Annotated in this window: 17 protein-coding genes; 8 read left to right on the plus strand and 9 right to left on the minus strand. The window is 71.6% G+C overall.

Annotated elements, in window-relative coordinates; all coding sequences use genetic code 11:
• Positions 1-191 precede the first annotated feature (191 nt).
• Positions 192-584 (minus strand): ankyrin repeat domain-containing protein, encoded by a 393-nt coding sequence (locus H8R17_RS19790; protein ID WP_187824539.1) that lies wholly within the window; start codon positions 582-584, stop codon positions 192-194.
• 300 nt (positions 585-884) lie between these two features.
• On the opposite strand from H8R17_RS19790, the gene H8R17_RS19795 reads away from it, so the two are divergent.
• Both H8R17_RS19795 and H8R17_RS19800 read left to right on the plus strand, forming a co-directional pair.
• Entirely contained in the window at positions 885-1,079 is a 195-nt protein-coding gene (locus tag H8R17_RS19795; RefSeq protein ID WP_187824540.1) for a hypothetical protein, read from the plus strand.
• Between the two features lie 52 nt (positions 1,080-1,131).
• Complete coding sequence (locus H8R17_RS19800) at positions 1,132-2,757, plus strand: hypothetical protein (protein ID WP_187824541.1); 1,626 nt, start codon at positions 1,132-1,134, stop codon at positions 2,755-2,757.
• 166 nt (positions 2,758-2,923) lie between these two features.
• Here H8R17_RS19800 and H8R17_RS19805 read toward each other — a convergent pair whose 3' ends face one another.
• Complete coding sequence (locus H8R17_RS19805; protein ID WP_187824542.1) at positions 2,924-4,432, minus strand: PLP-dependent aminotransferase family protein; 1,509 nt, start codon at positions 4,430-4,432, stop codon at positions 2,924-2,926.
• A 99-nt stretch (positions 4,433-4,531) separates the two neighbouring features.
• Here H8R17_RS19805 and H8R17_RS19810 point away from each other — a divergent pair, with 99 nt between their 5' ends.
• From H8R17_RS19810 to H8R17_RS19825, 4 genes are all read left to right on the plus strand, one after another.
• Entirely contained in the window at positions 4,532-5,185 is a 654-nt protein-coding gene (locus H8R17_RS19810; RefSeq protein ID WP_187824543.1) for a YitT family protein, read from the plus strand.
• A complete protein-coding gene (locus tag H8R17_RS19815) occupies positions 5,182-5,949 on the plus strand; it encodes a glycerophosphodiester phosphodiesterase (protein ID WP_187824544.1) in 768 nt (255 codons plus the stop codon). Before H8R17_RS19810 ends, H8R17_RS19815 begins: the two co-directional genes overlap by 4 nt.
• A 49-nt stretch (positions 5,950-5,998) precedes the next feature.
• Positions 5,999-7,345 carry an MFS transporter gene (locus H8R17_RS19820; protein WP_187824545.1) on the plus strand — a complete coding sequence of 449 codons (1,347 nt, stop codon included), beginning with the start codon at positions 5,999-6,001 and terminating at the stop codon, positions 7,343-7,345.
• Between the two features lie 278 nt (positions 7,346-7,623).
• The gene (locus H8R17_RS19825; RefSeq protein ID WP_003977404.1) at positions 7,624-7,998 is read left to right on the plus strand and encodes an RNA polymerase-binding protein RbpA; all 375 of its coding nucleotides are present in this window, start codon (positions 7,624-7,626) and stop codon (positions 7,996-7,998) included.
• A 268-nt stretch (positions 7,999-8,266) separates the two neighbouring features.
• Here the strand turns inward: H8R17_RS19825 and fxsA are convergent, their stop codons facing one another.
• The 4 genes from fxsA to H8R17_RS19845 all read right to left on the minus strand — a co-directional run bounded on the left by fxsA (position 8,267) and on the right by H8R17_RS19845 (position 12,754).
• Entirely contained in the window at positions 8,267-8,839 is a 573-nt protein-coding gene (gene fxsA / locus H8R17_RS19830) for an FxsA family membrane protein (protein WP_187824546.1), read from the minus strand.
• A gap of 164 nt (positions 8,840-9,003) precedes the next feature.
• Positions 9,004-9,840, minus strand: coding sequence for a polyprenol monophosphomannose synthase (locus H8R17_RS19835; RefSeq protein ID WP_187824547.1), 837 nt, complete (start codon positions 9,838-9,840; stop codon positions 9,004-9,006).
• Positions 9,841-10,394: 554 nt separating this feature from the next.
• A complete protein-coding gene (locus H8R17_RS19840) occupies positions 10,395-12,002 on the minus strand; it encodes an amidohydrolase (RefSeq protein ID WP_187824548.1) in 1,608 nt (535 codons plus the stop codon).
• A 311-nt stretch (positions 12,003-12,313) separates the two neighbouring features.
• On the minus strand, positions 12,314-12,754 hold the full coding sequence (locus tag H8R17_RS19845; RefSeq protein ID WP_187824549.1) for an Lrp/AsnC family transcriptional regulator: 441 nt from the start codon (positions 12,752-12,754) through the stop codon (positions 12,314-12,316).
• A 268-nt stretch (positions 12,755-13,022) separates the two neighbouring features.
• Here H8R17_RS19845 and H8R17_RS19850 point away from each other — a divergent pair, with 268 nt between their 5' ends.
• Complete coding sequence (locus tag H8R17_RS19850; RefSeq protein WP_187824550.1) at positions 13,023-13,460, plus strand: hypothetical protein; 438 nt, start codon at positions 13,023-13,025, stop codon at positions 13,458-13,460.
• Between the two features lie 185 nt (positions 13,461-13,645).
• Positions 13,646-13,894, plus strand: coding sequence for a hypothetical protein (locus tag H8R17_RS49295; protein ID WP_262505365.1), 249 nt, complete (start codon positions 13,646-13,648; stop codon positions 13,892-13,894).
• Here the strand turns inward: H8R17_RS49295 and H8R17_RS19855 are convergent.
• The 3 genes from H8R17_RS19855 to H8R17_RS19865 form a co-directional block, all read right to left on the minus strand.
• Positions 13,857-15,029, minus strand: coding sequence for an acyl-CoA dehydrogenase family protein (locus tag H8R17_RS19855; RefSeq protein WP_187824551.1), 1,173 nt, complete (start codon positions 15,027-15,029; stop codon positions 13,857-13,859). The two genes, H8R17_RS49295 and H8R17_RS19855, sit on opposite strands and share 38 nt — an antisense overlap.
• Before the next feature lie 329 nt (positions 15,030-15,358).
• Positions 15,359-16,015 (minus strand): TetR/AcrR family transcriptional regulator, encoded by a 657-nt coding sequence (locus H8R17_RS19860; RefSeq protein ID WP_187824552.1) that lies wholly within the window; start codon positions 16,013-16,015, stop codon positions 15,359-15,361.
• Positions 16,016-16,085: 70 nt separating this feature from the next.
• Positions 16,086-16,226 carry an SCO1431 family membrane protein gene (locus H8R17_RS19865; RefSeq protein WP_187824553.1) on the minus strand — a complete coding sequence of 47 codons (141 nt, stop codon included), beginning with the start codon at positions 16,224-16,226 and terminating at the stop codon, positions 16,086-16,088.
• Between the last annotated feature and the right edge of the window lie 63 nt (positions 16,227-16,289).

Below are 16,289 nucleotides of genomic sequence, written 5' to 3' on the forward strand. Positions count from 1 at the left end.
CTCTGCCTCTCGTCGGTGGCCCATGCGGACCGTGTCACGGTCCGCGCGGTGCGGCATCGCCTGCCCCGCCATCACGTCCGTGAACCACGTCGTCATGATGACTCGGCAGTTCGTCCTGCCGCGACCGAAATTTCGGCGGCCTCTTACCGCCTCCCCCGTTTTCCGTGTCTTCCCAGGTCAGGATGTTCGGCTCAGTGCTCGCCGAACAGTTGAAGCTGTTCTGTCCGGCCGAACATCCGGGCCGTGTCGACGGCCGAGGGGGTGCCCGCGGCCGGGTCTGCGCCACCCTCCAGGAGGACCTTGATCACTTCCGTCTCACCCTTGAAGACGGCCCCGGCGAGTGGGGTCTGGCCACGGTCGTTGACCTCGTCGGCCGTGGCGCCCCGGGCCAGCAGGGCGCGTACCGCGTCGGCGTGGCCGTGATAGGCGGCGAGCATGACGAGGGAATCGCCGCGGTCGTTGGTGAGGTTGGCCGGAACGCCCGCGTCGACATACGCCACGAGCGACTCCGTGAGCCCCTGCCGGGCCAGATCGAAGATCTTGGTCGCCAGCTCCACGACCTCGGGGTCGGGGGCTTCAGCCATCGGCCTGACCGCCTCTCGCTACGAACGTTGGGGACAGTGCGGCACGGCCGCGAGCGGTGCGGCCGTACGGGTGATTCGCCAGGGTACTGGCTCGCGCGGCACATGACCCGATGTGCCCGAGGTAAAGATCACCACAGGTCCGGCCGGGCACAAGCCCCCTGCTCGGCCGGACCCGGGACCACTCGACCAGTCAGGGCAAATAGGCAGAATTCCACCCATTTGCACCTTTAATCGTATGGATACATCCTGTGAGCCTGGAAGTACTCATGGTGACTGTCCCCGCGAACCAGGAGAACTCACATGATCCTCTCCATCTCAGGCGTGGTCCTGCTCGGCATCGTCGTGTTCATCTTCTTCCGCAAGGACGGGCTGAAGGCGTCGCACGCCCTGATCTGTGTCCTCTTCGGCTTCTACCTGGCGAGCACGGCCATCGCCCCGAGCATCAAGGCCGGAGGCGAAAGCCTCGCGAGCCTCCTCGGCGGCATCAAGTTCTGACAGCCCTCGTCCCCGTACGCATCCCGCCCGTGTGCACCTCCAGGAGGCAGCAGTGGCCCGGCGCCCCCTCCCCCGCATTCTGAGCAGCGGCGGCGCGCAGCTCGCCCGGAGCCGGGAGCTGGCCCGGACGGCGGCCGACAGCGCCACCGACGTCCTCCACCCGCTGATCACGATCACCCGTGGGCTGCGCAGGCTGGCCGCGGCCGGGCGACGCAGGTGGTGCGACACCCCCAAGGACAAGCGCGGACCGCTGCTGTTCCTGGTGGCCTCGGTGCTGCTGGTCGTGGTGCTCGTGCCGTACGGCCCGCTGCTCGCCGCCGTCACGCTGATGGCGGCGGCGGCCTGGAAGGGCCGGGACCGCAAGGAGCGGGCGCCCGAGGGGCCGGATGCGCCGCAGACCGAGCGGCTGAAGTCGCTGTACGAAGCCCTGGTGCCGTACTTCTCGGCGGCCGAGGACCCGGAGCCCCTGTACGCGCACGGCGGTGCGTGGGAGAAGGCATTCCCGACGTACGGGTTCGACGGCACCGGCCGCGTCGCGCACCTGGTGATCCGCTACCCGGCGTACTTCACCGACGGCGAGGCCGAGGCGCGGGCCCGGATCGAGCACCTGCTCACCGCGAAGGCGGGGCGGGGGCGCGAGTACCACTTCGCGTGGGACGAGGAGGGCAACCAGCTGACAGTCACCGTGCTCGCGCCGCTGCCCACCGACATCGGGGCCCAGCGCTTCGTCACGGCCCTCGGCGAGATCGTTCTCGGGTTCACCGATCCCACCCAGGTGCAGCGCACGCTTCCGCTCACGCTCGGCGAGGAACAGCGCGACGTGCCGCCGGTCGTCTGGCGCACCGGGGTCCGCTCCACCGAGCCCCATCTGCTGGCCCTCGGCCAGCCGGGCAGCGGCACCTCGACCCTGCTGCGCTGCGTCGCCCTCCAGGCGCTCCAGCACGGTGACGTGGTGATCGTCGACGGCGGCGGCACCGGCGAGTACGCCAGCCTGACCGGGCGGGACGGGGTGCTGGCGGTCGAGTGCGCGCTGGGCGGGGCGCTGGCGAGCCTGGAGTGGGCCGCGGCCGAGACGGAGCGGCGGCTGATCGCCGTCAACCGCGCGCGGCAGGAGGGGCAGCCGCCGCCGGACGACACGAAGCGGCCCCTGTGGATTCTCCTCGACCGGCCCAGCGCGTTCGCCCACCTGGCCGCCGCAGACGACGGCAAGGACCCGCAGTCGCTGCTCCAGATCCCCCTCCGCCACGGCCGCGCGGCGAACGTGACGGTGGTCGTGGCCGACCAGCTGGACAGCGCGGACGTCCTGTCCGACGCGGTACGGCAGCACACACGCGCGCGTGTTGTCCTCGGACCGGCGGCGCGCGACCAGCTGGCGACGGTCCTGGGCGCGCCCCCGAGCACCACGCCGGCGGCCGACCTCCCGCCCGGCCGCGGGTACGCCCGCCTCGGCGCGGGCCCCGTCCACCGCCTCCAGGTCCCGGCCACGCCGGACCCTTACGACGACACGACCCTGGACACCCACCGGCAGGCGGTGCTGGACCTGTTGCCGCCGCGTACGACGCCGGCGGACGCGGAGCCTGAGCCTGTCCGTTCGGAGCCGACGCCGGTGGAGGCGGAGGCTGAGCCCACGGAACCGGAGCCGGTACCGGCGAAGGCGGCGGTGGCGGACACTTCTTGAGCGGTGCCCGGCGTAGGGGTTGCCCTGGCCGGGTCGCTCACCCGCGCCGTCGGTGTGCCGCTGCGCCCACCCGTGCCGCCCCAGCGGCACGGGTGGGCGCAGCTACGGCGGTTTGGACAGCCGCCGCCGGATAGGGCACCGCGTCCACAGCACGACCGAGTTTCTCTCATGCCACGAACGTGCGTGGTGTCTCGCCGGCCCCGGAAGCGCCGCTTTCCACCAGTCGTGCCGCTGCGGCCAACCTCACCGCCGCTTCCTCGGCCACCGCGCCGCCCACCGTGAACGGCAGCCGTACGAACCCCTCGAAGGCCCCGTCGACGCCGAAGCGTGGGCCGGACGGTACGCGGACGCCGACCCGCTCGCCCGCCTCGGCGAGGCGCGAACCCGACAGGCCTCCCGTGCGTACCCACAGCGTCAGGCCGCCCCTGGGTACCTCGAACTCCCAGCCGGGCAGCTCTCGGCGTGCCGCGGCGACCAGCGCGTCGCGGTTCTCGCGGGCCTGTCCGCGCCGGACCTCCACCGCCTGCTCCCAACCCCCCGTGCTGAACAGCCAGTTCACGGCCAGTTGCTCCAGCACCGGCGTGCCCAGATCGGCGTACGCCCGCGCGGCGACCAGGCTGCGGATCACGTCCGGAGCGGCCCGTACCCAGCCGATGCGCATCCCGGCCCAGAAGGCCTTGCTCGCCGAGCCGACCGTTATCACCGTGGATCCGGCGGGGTCGAAGGCGCACACGGGCCGCGGCATCGCGTCGCCGTCGAGGTCCTCGTCCAGCCACAGCTCGCTCATCGTCTCGTCGGCGATCAGCACGGTCCCGGCCGAGCGCGCCGAGTCCACGAGCCGCCGCCGCTGGTCGTCGTCCGCGAGCGCGCCGGTCGGGTTGTGGAAGTCGGCGACGACGTACGCGATCCGGGGCGCGGCGTCGCGCAGCACCTGACGCCAGCGGTCCATGTCCCAGCCCGCCAGCCCCTCGGCCATCGCGACCGGCACGAGCCGGGCGCCCGCCTCCCGCATCAGCTGGAGGATGTTGGCGTAGGAGGGCGACTCGACCGCGATGCGCTCACCACGGCCCGCGAACAGGTGGCAGATCGCGTCGATCGCGCCCATGGCCCCCGTCGTCACCATGATCTGTTCGGGCATGGTCGGGATCCCGCGCGCGGTGTAGCGCTCGGCGAGCATCGCGCGCAGCGCGGGCAGCCCGGCCGGATAGTCGCCGTGCGTGTGCGCGTACGGCGGCAGCTCCTCCAGCGCGCCCTGGACGGCCCGGGTCAGCCACGGCTCGGGGGCAGGAAGCGCCGCACACCCCAGGTCGATCATCGAGCCGAGGGCCTCGGGCGGCAGCGGTTCCAGGCCGCGCGCCGGCAGCGGGTTCCCGGCCGGTACGGCGGTCCAGCTGCCGGCGCCGCGCCGCGACTCCAGGAAGCCCTCCGAGCGCAGCGCCTCGTAAGCGGCGGCCACCGTGGTGCGGCTGACGGACAGCGCCATGGCCAGCTCGCGCTCAGCGGGCAGCCGGGCGGCGACTGGCACGCGCCCTTCGAGCACCAGCAGCCGGATGCCGTCGGCGAGCGCGCGGTAGGCGGGCGGCCGGCGCGTGCCGGGGCCCGCCGGGCGCTCCTGCTGGGAGGTGAGCAGCCGGGCGAGCTGCGCCGCTCCCACAGCCGAGGTCCATTGCGCCATGGAAATCAGTCCACCTTCCCCGAATTGGCCATGGATAGCGTTTCCCATCAAGCCACAGGGTGTCATGCATCAGGCCACTACCACCACAGGGGGCATGTCTTGTCCACGCAAGGACATCTCGCGCGACGACTGGTCCAGCTGTATCTCGGGCTCGCCCTCTATGGCGCGAGTTCCGCCCTGCTCGTCCAAGCGGGCCTCGGCCTGGAGCCCTGGAACGTGCTGCATCAGGGGCTGGCCGAGCTGACGGGCCTGTCGATCGGCGTGGTGTCGATCGTGGTGGGCGCGGCGGTGCTGCTGCTGTGGATCCCGCTGAGCCAGCGCCCGGGCCTGGGCACGGTGTCCAACGTCTTCGTGGTCGGCATCGCCATGGACGGCACACTCGCCGCGGTTCCCGAGGCCCACTCCCTGGCCGTACGGATTCCCCTACTGCTGGCCGGCATCGTCCTCAACGGTGTGGCGACCGGCTTGTACATCGCCGCGCGGTTCGGACCGGGCCCGCGGGACGGTCTGATGACGGGACTGCACCGCCGTACGGGCCGCTCGATCCGGCTGATGCGGACGGTCGTGGAGGTGGCGGTCGTCGTCACCGGCTTCGTGCTGGGCGGCACGATCGGCGTCGGCACCCTCCTGTACGCGGTGTCGATCGGCCCGCTCGCCCAGCTGTTCCTGCGCGTGTTCGCCCTCCCGTCGGCATCGGAGGGAAGCACGGTCGTTGCCAGGAGGCAACCGCGGGGAGCGATACTGCGCAGGTGACCACCCGGATACGTCATCCCTACCTCGACCATCCCGGCCCGATCGCCTTCGCCCACCGGGGCGGCGCGGCGGACGGCCTGGAGAACACCGTGCGGCAGTTCCGGCGCGCGGTCGAGGCGGGCTACCGGTACATCGAGACCGACGTCCACGCCACGCGGGACGGAAAGCTCGCCGCCTTCCACGACGCGACCCTCGATCGGGTGACGGACGGCGCGGGGCGGATCGCCGACCTGCCGTGGCAGGAGGTACGGCACGCGCGCGTGGGGGGCGAGGAACCGGTGCCCCTCTTCGAGGAGTTGCTGGAGACGTTCCCCGAGGTGCGCTGGAACGTGGACGTCAAGGCGGAGCCCGCCCTCCTCCCCTTCCTGGAACTGGTCGAGCGCACCAACTCCTGGGACCGGATCTGCCTCGGCTCGTTCTCCGAGGCGCGCGTGGTGCGCGCCCAGCGGCTGGCCGGGCCGCGCCTGGCCACGTCGTACGGCACCCGGGGCGTACTGAACCTGCGGCTGCGCTCGTGGGGGCTGCCGGCCGCGGTGCGCCGTTCCGCGGTCGCCGCCCAGGTGCCCGAGACGCAGTCCGGCATCCAGGTGGTGGACCACCGCTTCATCCGCGCCGCCCACGCGCGCGGGCTGCACGTCCACGTGTGGACGGTCAACGAACCCGAGCGCATGCACCGGCTTCTGGACCTGGGTGTCGATGGCATCATGACCGATCACATCGACACACTGCGCAAGGTCATGGAGGACCGCGGCGTCTGGGTCTGACCCCTCCGGTGCGCGCCCTCCGCGGGTTCACGGGGAAGCGAGGGCACGGGTGGACAGCGGCACCGTGCGGACACCGGCTGCGGACCAGGCCGCCGGACGGCGGCGCGAGCAGCGCGGCTGGTATTTCTACGACTGGGCGTGCTCCGTCTACTCGACGAGCGTGGTCACCGTCTTCCTGGGCCCGTATCTGACGTCGGTGGCCGAGGAGGCTGCGGACGCGGACGGGTTCGTGCGTCCCCTGGGGATCCCGGTGCGCGCGGGGTCCTTCTTCGCGTACTCGGTGTCCCTGTCGGTGATCGTGGCCGTGCTGGTGATGCCCCTGGTGGGCGCTGCCGCGGACCGCAGCGGGCGCAAGAAGCCCCTCCTGGCGGCCGCCGCCTATGTGGGGGCCGCGGCGACGACGGGCATGTTCTTCCTCGACGGCGACCGCTATCTGCTCGGTGGCCTCCTGCTCATCGTGGCGAACGCCGCGCAGTCCGTGGCGATGATGCTCTACAACTCCTACCTGCCGCAGATCGCCCCGCCCGAGGAACGCGACGCGGTCTCCTCCCGGGGCTGGGCCTTCGGATACGCGGCCGGATCGCTGGTCCTGGTCGCCAACCTGGTCCTCTACACCGCGCACGACACGTTCGGCGTCTCGGAGACCACGGCCGTCCGGATCTGCCTTGCGTCGGCCGGCCTGTGGTGGGGCGCCTTCACCCTGATCCCGCTGCGGCGGCTGCGCGACCGCGACGCACCAGCTCGGGAGACCACCCTGCCCGGGTTCCGGCAACTGGCGGCGACGGTGCGCGACATGCGCCGCCACCCGCTGACCCTGGCCTTCCTGCTGGCGTACCTGGTCTACAACGACGGCATCCAGACGGTGATCTCCCAGGCCTCGCTCTACGGTTCCGAGGAACTCGGTCTCGGGCAGTCGACGCTCATCGGCGCCGTCCTGCTGGTCCAGGTGCTGGCCGTGGCGGGGGCGCTGGCGCTGGGCCGGCTGGCGCGCGTGTACGGGGCCAAGCGCGCGATCCTCGGCTCGCTGGTGGCGTGGACGGTGACGCTGGCGGCCGGGTACTTCCTGCCGGCCGGGGCGCCGGTGTGGTTCTTCGTGCTGGCCGCCGGGATCGGGCTGGTCCTCGGCGGCAGCCAGGCGCTGTCCCGGTCGCTGTTCTCCCAGCTCGTGCCGCCCGGCAAGGAGGCCGAGTACTTCGCGGCGTACGAGATGAGCGACCGCGGCACCAGCTGGCTCGGCCCGCTGCTGTTCGGGCTCACCTATCAGCTGACCGGAAGTTACCGTGACGCGATCATCTCGCTGGTGGCCTTCTTCATGCTCGGGTTCGTGCTGCTCGCACGGGTTCCGGTGCGGCGGGCGATCGCGGACGCGGGCAATCCGGTACCGGACAGGATTTAGCACTCGGCGCGAAAGGGCTGTAGTGTACGCCTTTGGCCTGCCAGGCGTACCGTTACTGCGCGTCAAAGATGCCGAAACGCTGGGTCACATCTGCTAGCAGATGTGACAAACCGGGCGCCGGTGGGTACGACATTGGTCAGCAAGGCTGCGGCTACGACGGCGACGCATGACCCGGAACGGGACTCGGAACGGGAATCTTTACCGCCGACCGGACGTTGACCGGATGACGACGACAGCGACACCTGTCCTGTGGGCGACAAGCCCGGGAGGCACGATTCATGAGTGAGCGAGCTCTTCGCGGCACGCGCCTCGTGGTGACCAGCTACGAGACGGACCGCGGCATCGACCTGGCTCCGCGCCAGGCCGTGGAGTACGCATGCGAGAAGGGGCACCGCTTCGAGATGCCCTTCTCGGTCGAGGCGGAGATCCCGCCGGAGTGGGAGTGCAAGGTCTGCGGGGCCCAGGCACTCCTGGTGGACGGCGACGGCCCGGAAGAGAAGAAGGCCAAGCCCGCGCGTACGCATTGGGACATGCTGATGGAGCGGCGGACCCGTGAGGAACTCGAAGAGGTCCTTGAGGAGCGGCTGGCCGTTCTGCGCTCCGGTGCGATGAATATCGCGGTTCACCCCAGGGACAGCCGCAAGTCGGCGTAGTCCCTGCGGGGCTTGGACGGATTGACAGCGCACGTTACTGATCGCGGGCGCCGTACGTGAGGCTGACGTACGGCGCCCGCGGTTTTGTGCGGGGTGCCGTTTCGTGCGGTGCCGATTCGTGCCGGGTGCGGGTCGGTGGTTGGTTACTGTTCCCGGGGGCTGCGCCCCCAGACCCCCGCTTCGGCCTTGCGGCCTCGTCCTCAAACGCCGGGCGGGCTGAGTTGGTCAGCCTGACCGGCGCTGAGAAGTTCACCCGGTGCCCGGAAGTTCAGCGGGTCAGCGGCGGGCGCGGGTCCTGAGGCGTGTCCCCCGGCTCGTCCCTGATGACCTCGCCCGGGACGACCTTGCCGTCCGGGCGGTGCATGCGGGCCTGTTGGAAGGCGTCGCCCAGCGTGCCGGAGCCGGCCTCGCGGAGTTTGCGTTCGAAGGTGCTTTCCGCGTAGCGGCTGATCGACTTCTGGACCGGCGGGATCAGCAGGACCAGGCCCACCGCGTCCGAGATCAGGCCGGGGAGCATCAGCAGCAGGCCGCCCAGCATCATCAGGCCGTTGCCCTCGCTGTTCGGCCGGGCCGTGGGCATCGCGCCGGTCTGCTGCTGTTGCAGGGTCTCGGTGAGATTCTTGAAGGCCCGCCGGCCCGCCCGCTTGATCACGACCGAGCCGAGGACGAAGCCCGCCGCCAGGAGCAGGAAGACCACGAGGCCGTTCGACGCGCCCGCGACCACCGTGAGCAGCCAGATCTCCAGTACGAGCCACGCGGCGATGCCCAGCGGCAGGAACGTGCGCAGCCGCGAGCGCCGGGGCCGGGCGGGGTACCTGGGAGTCTGAGCGCCAGTCGTCATGCATCCAGTGTGCCTGGGCGCGGCTCAGTGCGGGATAAGGGGGCGATCAGCAACGCCTGTGCGGCCGCGTGTCCGCGCCTGCGGCTCCGGGAGGCCGCACACTCCCGCGGCCCTGGGCGGTCGCGGCTCCGCGGCTCGGGAGCCGTACGCCGGAGACAGTACTCCTATGGCCGGGACGGCTTGGCCCCGCGGCCCAACTCCGGCTGGGACGGTTTGCCGCCACGGCCGGTGATCTTGCCGACCCGCTCCCGCACGCCCCACGCGGTGACCCGCCACAGGGCCTCCACGAGGATGTCTCGGCTCATCTTGGAGTCGCCGAGTTCGCGCTCGACGAAGGTGATCGGGACCTCGACGACGTGGTAGCCGGCCTTGACCGCGCGGCGGGCGAGGTCGACCTGGAAGCAGTAGCCCTGGGACGCGACGTCGTCGAGTCCGAGGCCCTCCAGGGTCTCGCGGCGAAAGGCGCGGTAGCCGCCGGTGATGTCGCGGAGGGGGAGGGCCAGGGCCATCCGGGAGTAGAGGCTGCCGCCGCGCGAGATGGCCTCCCGGGACTTGGGCCAGTTGACCACCCGGCCGCCGGGCACCCAGCGGGAGCCGAGCACCAGGTCGGCGCCCTTGAGGGCGGTCAGCAGGCGGGGCAGTTCCTCGGGCTGGTGGGAGCCGTCGGCGTCCATCTCGACCAGCACGCCGTAGCCGCGCTCCAGGCCCCAGCGGAAGCCCGCGAGGTAGGCGGCGCCCAGGCCCTCCTTGCCCTTGCGGTGCAGCACCTGGACGTGGTCGTCCTCAGCGGCCAGCCCGTCGGCGAGCTTGCCGGTGCCGTCGGGGCTGTTGTCGTCGGCCACGAGCACGTGCGCCTCGGGGACGGCCTTGCGCACCCGGCCGACGACCGACTCGATGTTCTCCGCCTCGTTGTAGGTCGGGATGATCACCAAGGCCGTGCCGAGCGGGCCGAACTTCCTCCCCTGGACTCCTGCCGCGAGGGTCCCGTCGCCGTCGTTCACTGCTGCCCCTTCATGTCCGTACGCAGGGTCCACCATAGTGGCCGCGGCCTGCGATGACGCGAGAGGACGTTCGTATGGTGGTGTCGATTGCCCAAGAGCGGGGTAAAAGAGGCGCTCCGCGTCCGTGGGCCGGGGCGCGGGACTGTATGTACGGCGGATGGGGGCCCGGCGCCCTTCGGGCCGACCTGGGACCCGCTGGCTGCGGATCGACCGAAAGCCGTTGTCTACTGAGCGCCCGGGCCCCATCCCGGTCACACCTCCCCGACCGGCCGGAACGTTCCCTCGGCGCTGCGCGGGCACTGAGCCTGGCTCCCAGTGGCGGTGCCCCGGTGCGGCACACCGTCCCTGACCCAGCGGCGCTGCGACGAGTGCACGGACGTTCCCCGGTCGGGCGTCCAGTGGTGGACCCGGCCGAACCTACCGGCCCCCTGCCGCCGCCTGTCAACAGCCGTTTGACCTGCTCTTCTTCCGTCAAAGTCCTGGTCAGCGCGGAGGATGCGCAGGTCGCGCGGCGAGGCGGCGCCGGGTGATCATCGCCGCGCCACCCCCGTAGATCACTCGCCCGGCCGTACGAACACCGTCCGTCCGCCGACGACCGTGCGCAGGCAGACCGGCAGGTCTCGGCCCGGTGCGAGGTCGGGCAGGCCGGGGGTGCCGGAGCGAGGGTCGGTCGACCAGCGGGCGACCCGGTCGTCGGGGGCCTGGACGACGAGTTCGCCGGTGCGCCACACGGCATAGTCCGCGGGGGCGCCCGGCACCAGGATCCCGGCGTCGTCCCGGCCGACCGCCCGCCAGCCGCCCCGCGTGTGCGCGGTGAACGCGGCGCGCACCGAGACGCGGTGCTCCGGCGTGCGGTGCAAGGCGGCGGCGCGGACCGTGCCCCAGGGATCGAGAGGCGTGACCGGGCTGTCGGAGCCGAAGGCGAGCGGGACGCCGGCGCGCAGCAGGGCCGCGAAGGGGTTCAGGGTGCGGGCCCGCTCGACGCCCAGGCGCTGGGCGTACATGCCGTCCTCGCCGCCCCACAGTGCGTCGAAGGCGGGCTGCACGGAGGCGGTGAGGCCGAGGTCGGCGAAGGCGGTGACGGTGTCCGGGGTGAGCATCTCGGCGTGCTCGACGCGGTGGCGGGCGGCGCGGATCCGGACGAGGCCGAGCTTCTCGGCGGCGGCGCGGACGCCCTCGACGACGGTGGTCACGGCGGCGTCGCCGATGGCGTGGAAGCCCGCCTGGAGGCCCGCCTCGGTGCACGCGGTGACGTGGGCGGCGACCGCAGCGGCGTCCAGGTAGGCGGTGCCGGTGTGGCCGGCGTCGGCGTAGGGCTGGTGCAGACAGGCGGTGTGCGAGCCGAGGGCGCCGTCGACGAAGAGGTCACCGGCGGCGCCGATCGCGCCCAGTTCGCGCGCCTTGGCAACCCCTTCCTCGGCCTGCTCGGCCCAGTAGCCGACGACGCGCGGCCCCGGCCCCTCGGCGGCGAGGCGGAGCAGGCCGGTGAAGTCGTCCTCGGAGGAGATGTCCGGGCCGGCGCACTCGTGCACGGTGCCGATGCCGAGGGAGGCGGCGCGGGCGAGGGCAGCGCGCTGGGCGTCGGTGCGCTGGGCAGGCGTGATCGCGCCCAACGCGGTGGCGCGTACGGCGTGATGGGCGTCGGCGGTGAGCGGGCCCTCCACCCGGCCCAGGGACGTCATGTCGAGCAGAGCCGTCGTGACGACCGCGGAGTGGACGTCGATGCGGGAGAGATAGAGAGGCCGTCCACCGGTGACCTCGTCGAGTTCGGCACGCGTCGGGGGCCGGGCGCCGGGCCAGCGGGCGGCGTCCCAGCCGTGACCGAGCAGGACGCGGTCGTCCGGCCGGGCGGCGGCGAACTCCCGCACACGCGCGAGCGCGGCCTCCAGAGAGGAGGCGTCGGACAGGTCCAGCCCGGTGAGCGCCAGACCGGTCGCGGTGGTGTGCACGTGGGCATCGGTGAACGCCGGGGTGACCAGCGCCCCGTCCAGGTCGACCACCTCGTCGACCCCGTCCGAAAAGGCATCGGCAGCCCCCTCGGAACCGACCCAGGCAACCTGCCCCCGCTCGACAACCATCGCGGTCGCGAACGGATCAGCGGGGCTGTGCACCTCTCCACGACGGAGGAGAACGGTCTTCGGCTGGGCGGTCGGCTCACTCATGCCCGACAGTCTCGCGCCTGCCCCGAACACGTCGGCACGCAGGTCGACCGGAACGACACCAGGGGCCGGCGCTTGTCGGCACCGGCCAGCAAATCTCAGCCCGTCCGGCGCTCGAGGACGAGGCCACCCAGCCGAACCGGGGGTCCGGGGGCGCAGCCCCAGCACGGGCCGCACCCGGCGACGACCGGTAGCCGACGACGGCGCGCAACCGTGCCCGTAAGCCGCGGGCATGCAACGCCGGTCCCCGCCCCGCACCCAACCCCCGGCCCACACCAGACAACGGCCCCCGGAACCCGGCCCGGCCGACGCAGTCAGATCCGCGGCGGCCGTGCCTCGTACGGCGTCGACAACACCACCGTCGTCCGCGTCGACACCCCCGCCAGCGACCGCAGCCGAGCAAGCAGTTCCTCCAGCTCGTGCGGCGTACCCACCCGCACCTTGAGGATGTAGTTCTCGTCGCCCGCGACACTGTGGCAGGCCTCGATCTCGGGAACACCGGACAGCCGGTCGGCGATGTCGTCGGGGGCGCTGGGATCGAAGGGTTTGACCGAGATGAAGGCGGTCAGGGGCAACCCCACGGCATCGGGGTCGACGACCGCGGCATAACCGCGGATGACGCCACGCTGTTCGAGCCGCCGCACCCGCTGGTGCACGGCAGACGTGGACAGACCGGTGGCCTTGCCCAGGTCGGTGTAGCTCATCCGCCCGTCCTTGACGAGCAGCTGCACGATCTGTCGGTCCAGCTCCTCCATGGCGCAAGAACCTACAGTGCGGTTGATCTCCTCGGATACCGGAGAGCCCAGGTCATACCCGGTTCGTGATGTGCCCGAGAGCCCTCCGTGAGCCGACCGGGTGACAAAAGCACCGCACGCGGCACCTGCGGATGACATGTGACGAACGCCACAGGCCTCGAACAGCCTCCGTGATGTCCCCGTGATTATCCCGGAGACGGGGCGGGAAGTGCTTGCTGTGGTCGAGGCCGCAGCGCCTACACGGCCCAGCCCGAGGGGGAGTTAACCCATGCAGAGTCTTAAGCGCCCTGGTCGTACCGTGCCCAAGCGGCAGCAGCCGGTGGTCGAACCCGAGCCGGAGGGCGTCGAACCCGACGCCGTCGCCGAGGAGGAACTCGACGCGTACGACACCTTCGAGATGTACCGGGTGATCTGCCCGGACTGCGCACAGCCCATCGCCCTGCTGGCGGACGAGGAGGTCCTGCCGGAGCACGCGCTGTGCGCCTCACCGTGGAACCCGTTCGGGCTCACGGTCTGCCCCGGCACCGGCCGAAGCGCCTCCGACGCCCGGCCCGCGGACGAGTCCGTCGAGCCCCAGGAGCAGGACACCGCCCGACTGCTGACGCTCCCTCAGGGACTCGACTGGCGGACGCAGCCCTTCTCGCACGTGGGCGGCCCGGGCTCCCGCCCGATCCGCGTACCGGTGATGCGGCGCCAGGCCGCCTGAGTCGGCGCTCTTTCAGAGCGTTCTTCCAGCGGCTTTCGAAGGACGGCCTTCGGCGGCGTCGCTCAGCAACCTCCGCAACAGCCCTGCGCCATGGCTCACAGTTGCCGTGGTGCAGGTCCGGCGGTGAACTCACGCCCGATTCCGTCATGCGGTGACCTGTCCGCCTGTCTCCGCGTTGCCCTGGTATGACCCTCACTTTCACGGCGGCCGGACGCTGGCGCCGCGTGTTCGTGCCGTCGCCCGCAGAATCGGTTCCGTTGGCGCCGCCGCAGGCCCCGGACCCGCCGATCTACCGCGATCTGATGCACACCTGGGCCGACCGCGGCCGCACCCTGCCGGGGCGCCACGACCCGGAGTGGGTCCGGCTGGCGGCACCCTGGCGCGGGCTCGGTCAGTTCAGCGCGTCTCGGGACCCGCGAGGTGGCGGGCGATGACCATGCGCTGGATCTGATTGGTGCCCTCGACGATCTGTAGCATCTTGGCCTCGCGCATGTAGCGCTCGGCCGGGAAGTCCGCGGTGTAGCCGTAGCCGCCGAGGATCTGGACGGCGTCGGTGGTGACCTTCATCGCCGTGTCGGTGCAGTGCAGCTTGGCCATGGCCGCCTGCTTGGCGAACGGCCGACCGACGTCCCGCAGCCGCGCCGCCGCCAGGTACAGGGCGCGGCCCGCCTCGATCTGGGTCGCCATGTCGGCGAGCATGAACCGCAGCCCCTGGAAGTCGGCGAGGGGCCGCCCGAACTGCCGCCGCTCGCGTGCGTAGGCCACCGCCTCGTCGAGCGCCGCCTGGGCCAGTCCGACGGCGCAGGCCGCGATGCCCAGCCGCCCGGACTCGAGCGCGGACAGGGCGATGGCGAAGCCCTGGCCCTCATCGCCGATGCGCCGGTTGTCGGACACGCGGACCCCGTCGAGGTGCATCTGGGCGGTGGGCGAGCCCTTCATGCCCATCTTCTTCTCCGACACGGCAGCGCTCAGCCCCTCGGCGTCGGCGGGCACCAGGAAGGCGGTGATCCCGCGCGGGCCGTCCTCACCGGTGCGGGCCATGACGGTGTAGAAGTCGGCGATCCCGCCGTGCGTGGTCCAGGCCTTGGTGCCGGTGATCACCCAGTCGCCGCCGTCCCGTACGGCCTTGGTGCGCAGCGAGGCGGCGTCGGAGCCGGAGGACGGCTCGGACAGGCAGTACGCGCCGAGCAGGCCGCCGCCGAGCATCGCCGGCAGGTGCTCGACCTGCTGTTCCTTGGTGCCGTACGTCGCCAGCGCGTAGGTGGCGAGGGTGTGCACGCTGACGCCGAGGCCGACGGTGAGGCGGGCCGCGGCCAGCTCTTCGAGGACCTGGAGGTAGACCTCGTACGGCTGCTCGCCACCGCCGTACTCGGCGTCGTACGGAAGACCGAGCAGGCCGGATTCCGACAGGAGGGTGAACAGCTCGCGCGGGAAGCGGCCGGCGTCCTCCTCCTCGGCCGCGTGCGGAGCGATCTCGCGCTGGGCGATGTCGCGGACGAGGGAGATCAGGTCCCGTGCCTCGTCCGTGGGCAGTTGACGGTCCACCGGCTGCGGGGCGCGGTCGGGCATGGCGACGCTCTCCTCCCTGTCGGGCACATCGGCGGACGTGCGCCTTGGGTGGGGCGGTTCCGCCGGGTCGTACTGCGGCCTGGCCGATCCGTGCGCTCCCGGGTCTCGGAAGCTGCTGACCAGCGGCTGCGCTGTGAGTATGCCCGATCCACCAGAGCAAGTCACTTGTTAACGACCGCTCACTTCAAGAAACCCTCGAACATCGAAATTGGTCCGCGCCATTGACCTCAATGGTCTAGTCCTCATGGGTTCGCACACCGTTTCACCGCGTTCACGCCAACCGGACGCGGGACTCCCCCTCTCCCCCACACCGTGTACTGCCTCTTCGCTCAGGTGTCCCGGCGGGCAGGTGCCGGAGCCGGATAGGCAGGGTCTATCCCCTCGATGGCGTGCAGCGCGCCGCCGAGCATTCTGACCAGGAGTTCGCACATGGTGTCGCGCGGCAGGTCGGGGCGGTCGATCCAGTCGAGGGTGGCGCCCTCGACGCTGCACACCCAGGCGAGCAGGCCCATGCGGGCCAGCGGGGCGATGTCGCTGCGGCCGTACGCCCCTTCGGCGATGGTCGCGACGATCGCCTCGCGCACCCCGTCGCGGATGGCGTGTACCTCGGCGTCGAAGCCGACGCCGCCGCTGACGATCGTGCGGTAGGCGGCCTGGTTGTGCTCGGCGTAGCGCAGATAGCTGTCGATGGTGCGCTGGACGCGGTCCACGGGCGGCAGTTCGAGACCGCTCGCCGCGAAGGTGACCAGGTCGGCGACCGAGTCCTGGATGATGGCCAGGTAGTAGCCGCGCTTGGACTGGAAGTAGTAGTAGATCAGCCCCTTGGCGACATGCGCCTGCCGGGCGATGTCGTCCATCGAGAGCGCGTCGTAGGACGTGTCGGCGAACAACCTCCGCCCGATGGCGATGAGTTCGGCACGGCGCGCCAGCGAACGCTCGGTGCCGCGCACCCGGGGGCGGGTGGCAGGTTGTTGACTAATATTCAATTTCGGGACCTGGTATCCAGCGGGGGGTGGTGGAGACAACCGCAGTATGTCAGGTCAACTCGCGCTCACGTCACAGCAGTCCGAGCTGCGTCACGAGCATCGCGAACACCACGACGAGGACCCAGCCCAGGGCGTGCTCGGCGGTCTTGGGGCCGTCGCCCTCGGGGCCGCCGGTACGGAGGCGGGTGGCGGTGGCTGCGTTCACGGTCATGGTTTCTCGCTGGTGGTCGGCGTGCGGTGGACTCCCCCCGGAGTTCTGTCCACCTTGCCACCC

Origin of the sequence: Streptomyces sp. TRM68367, assembly GCF_014495685.1 — a bacterium.
GTDB lineage: Bacteria > Actinomycetota > Actinomycetes > Streptomycetales > Streptomycetaceae > Streptomyces.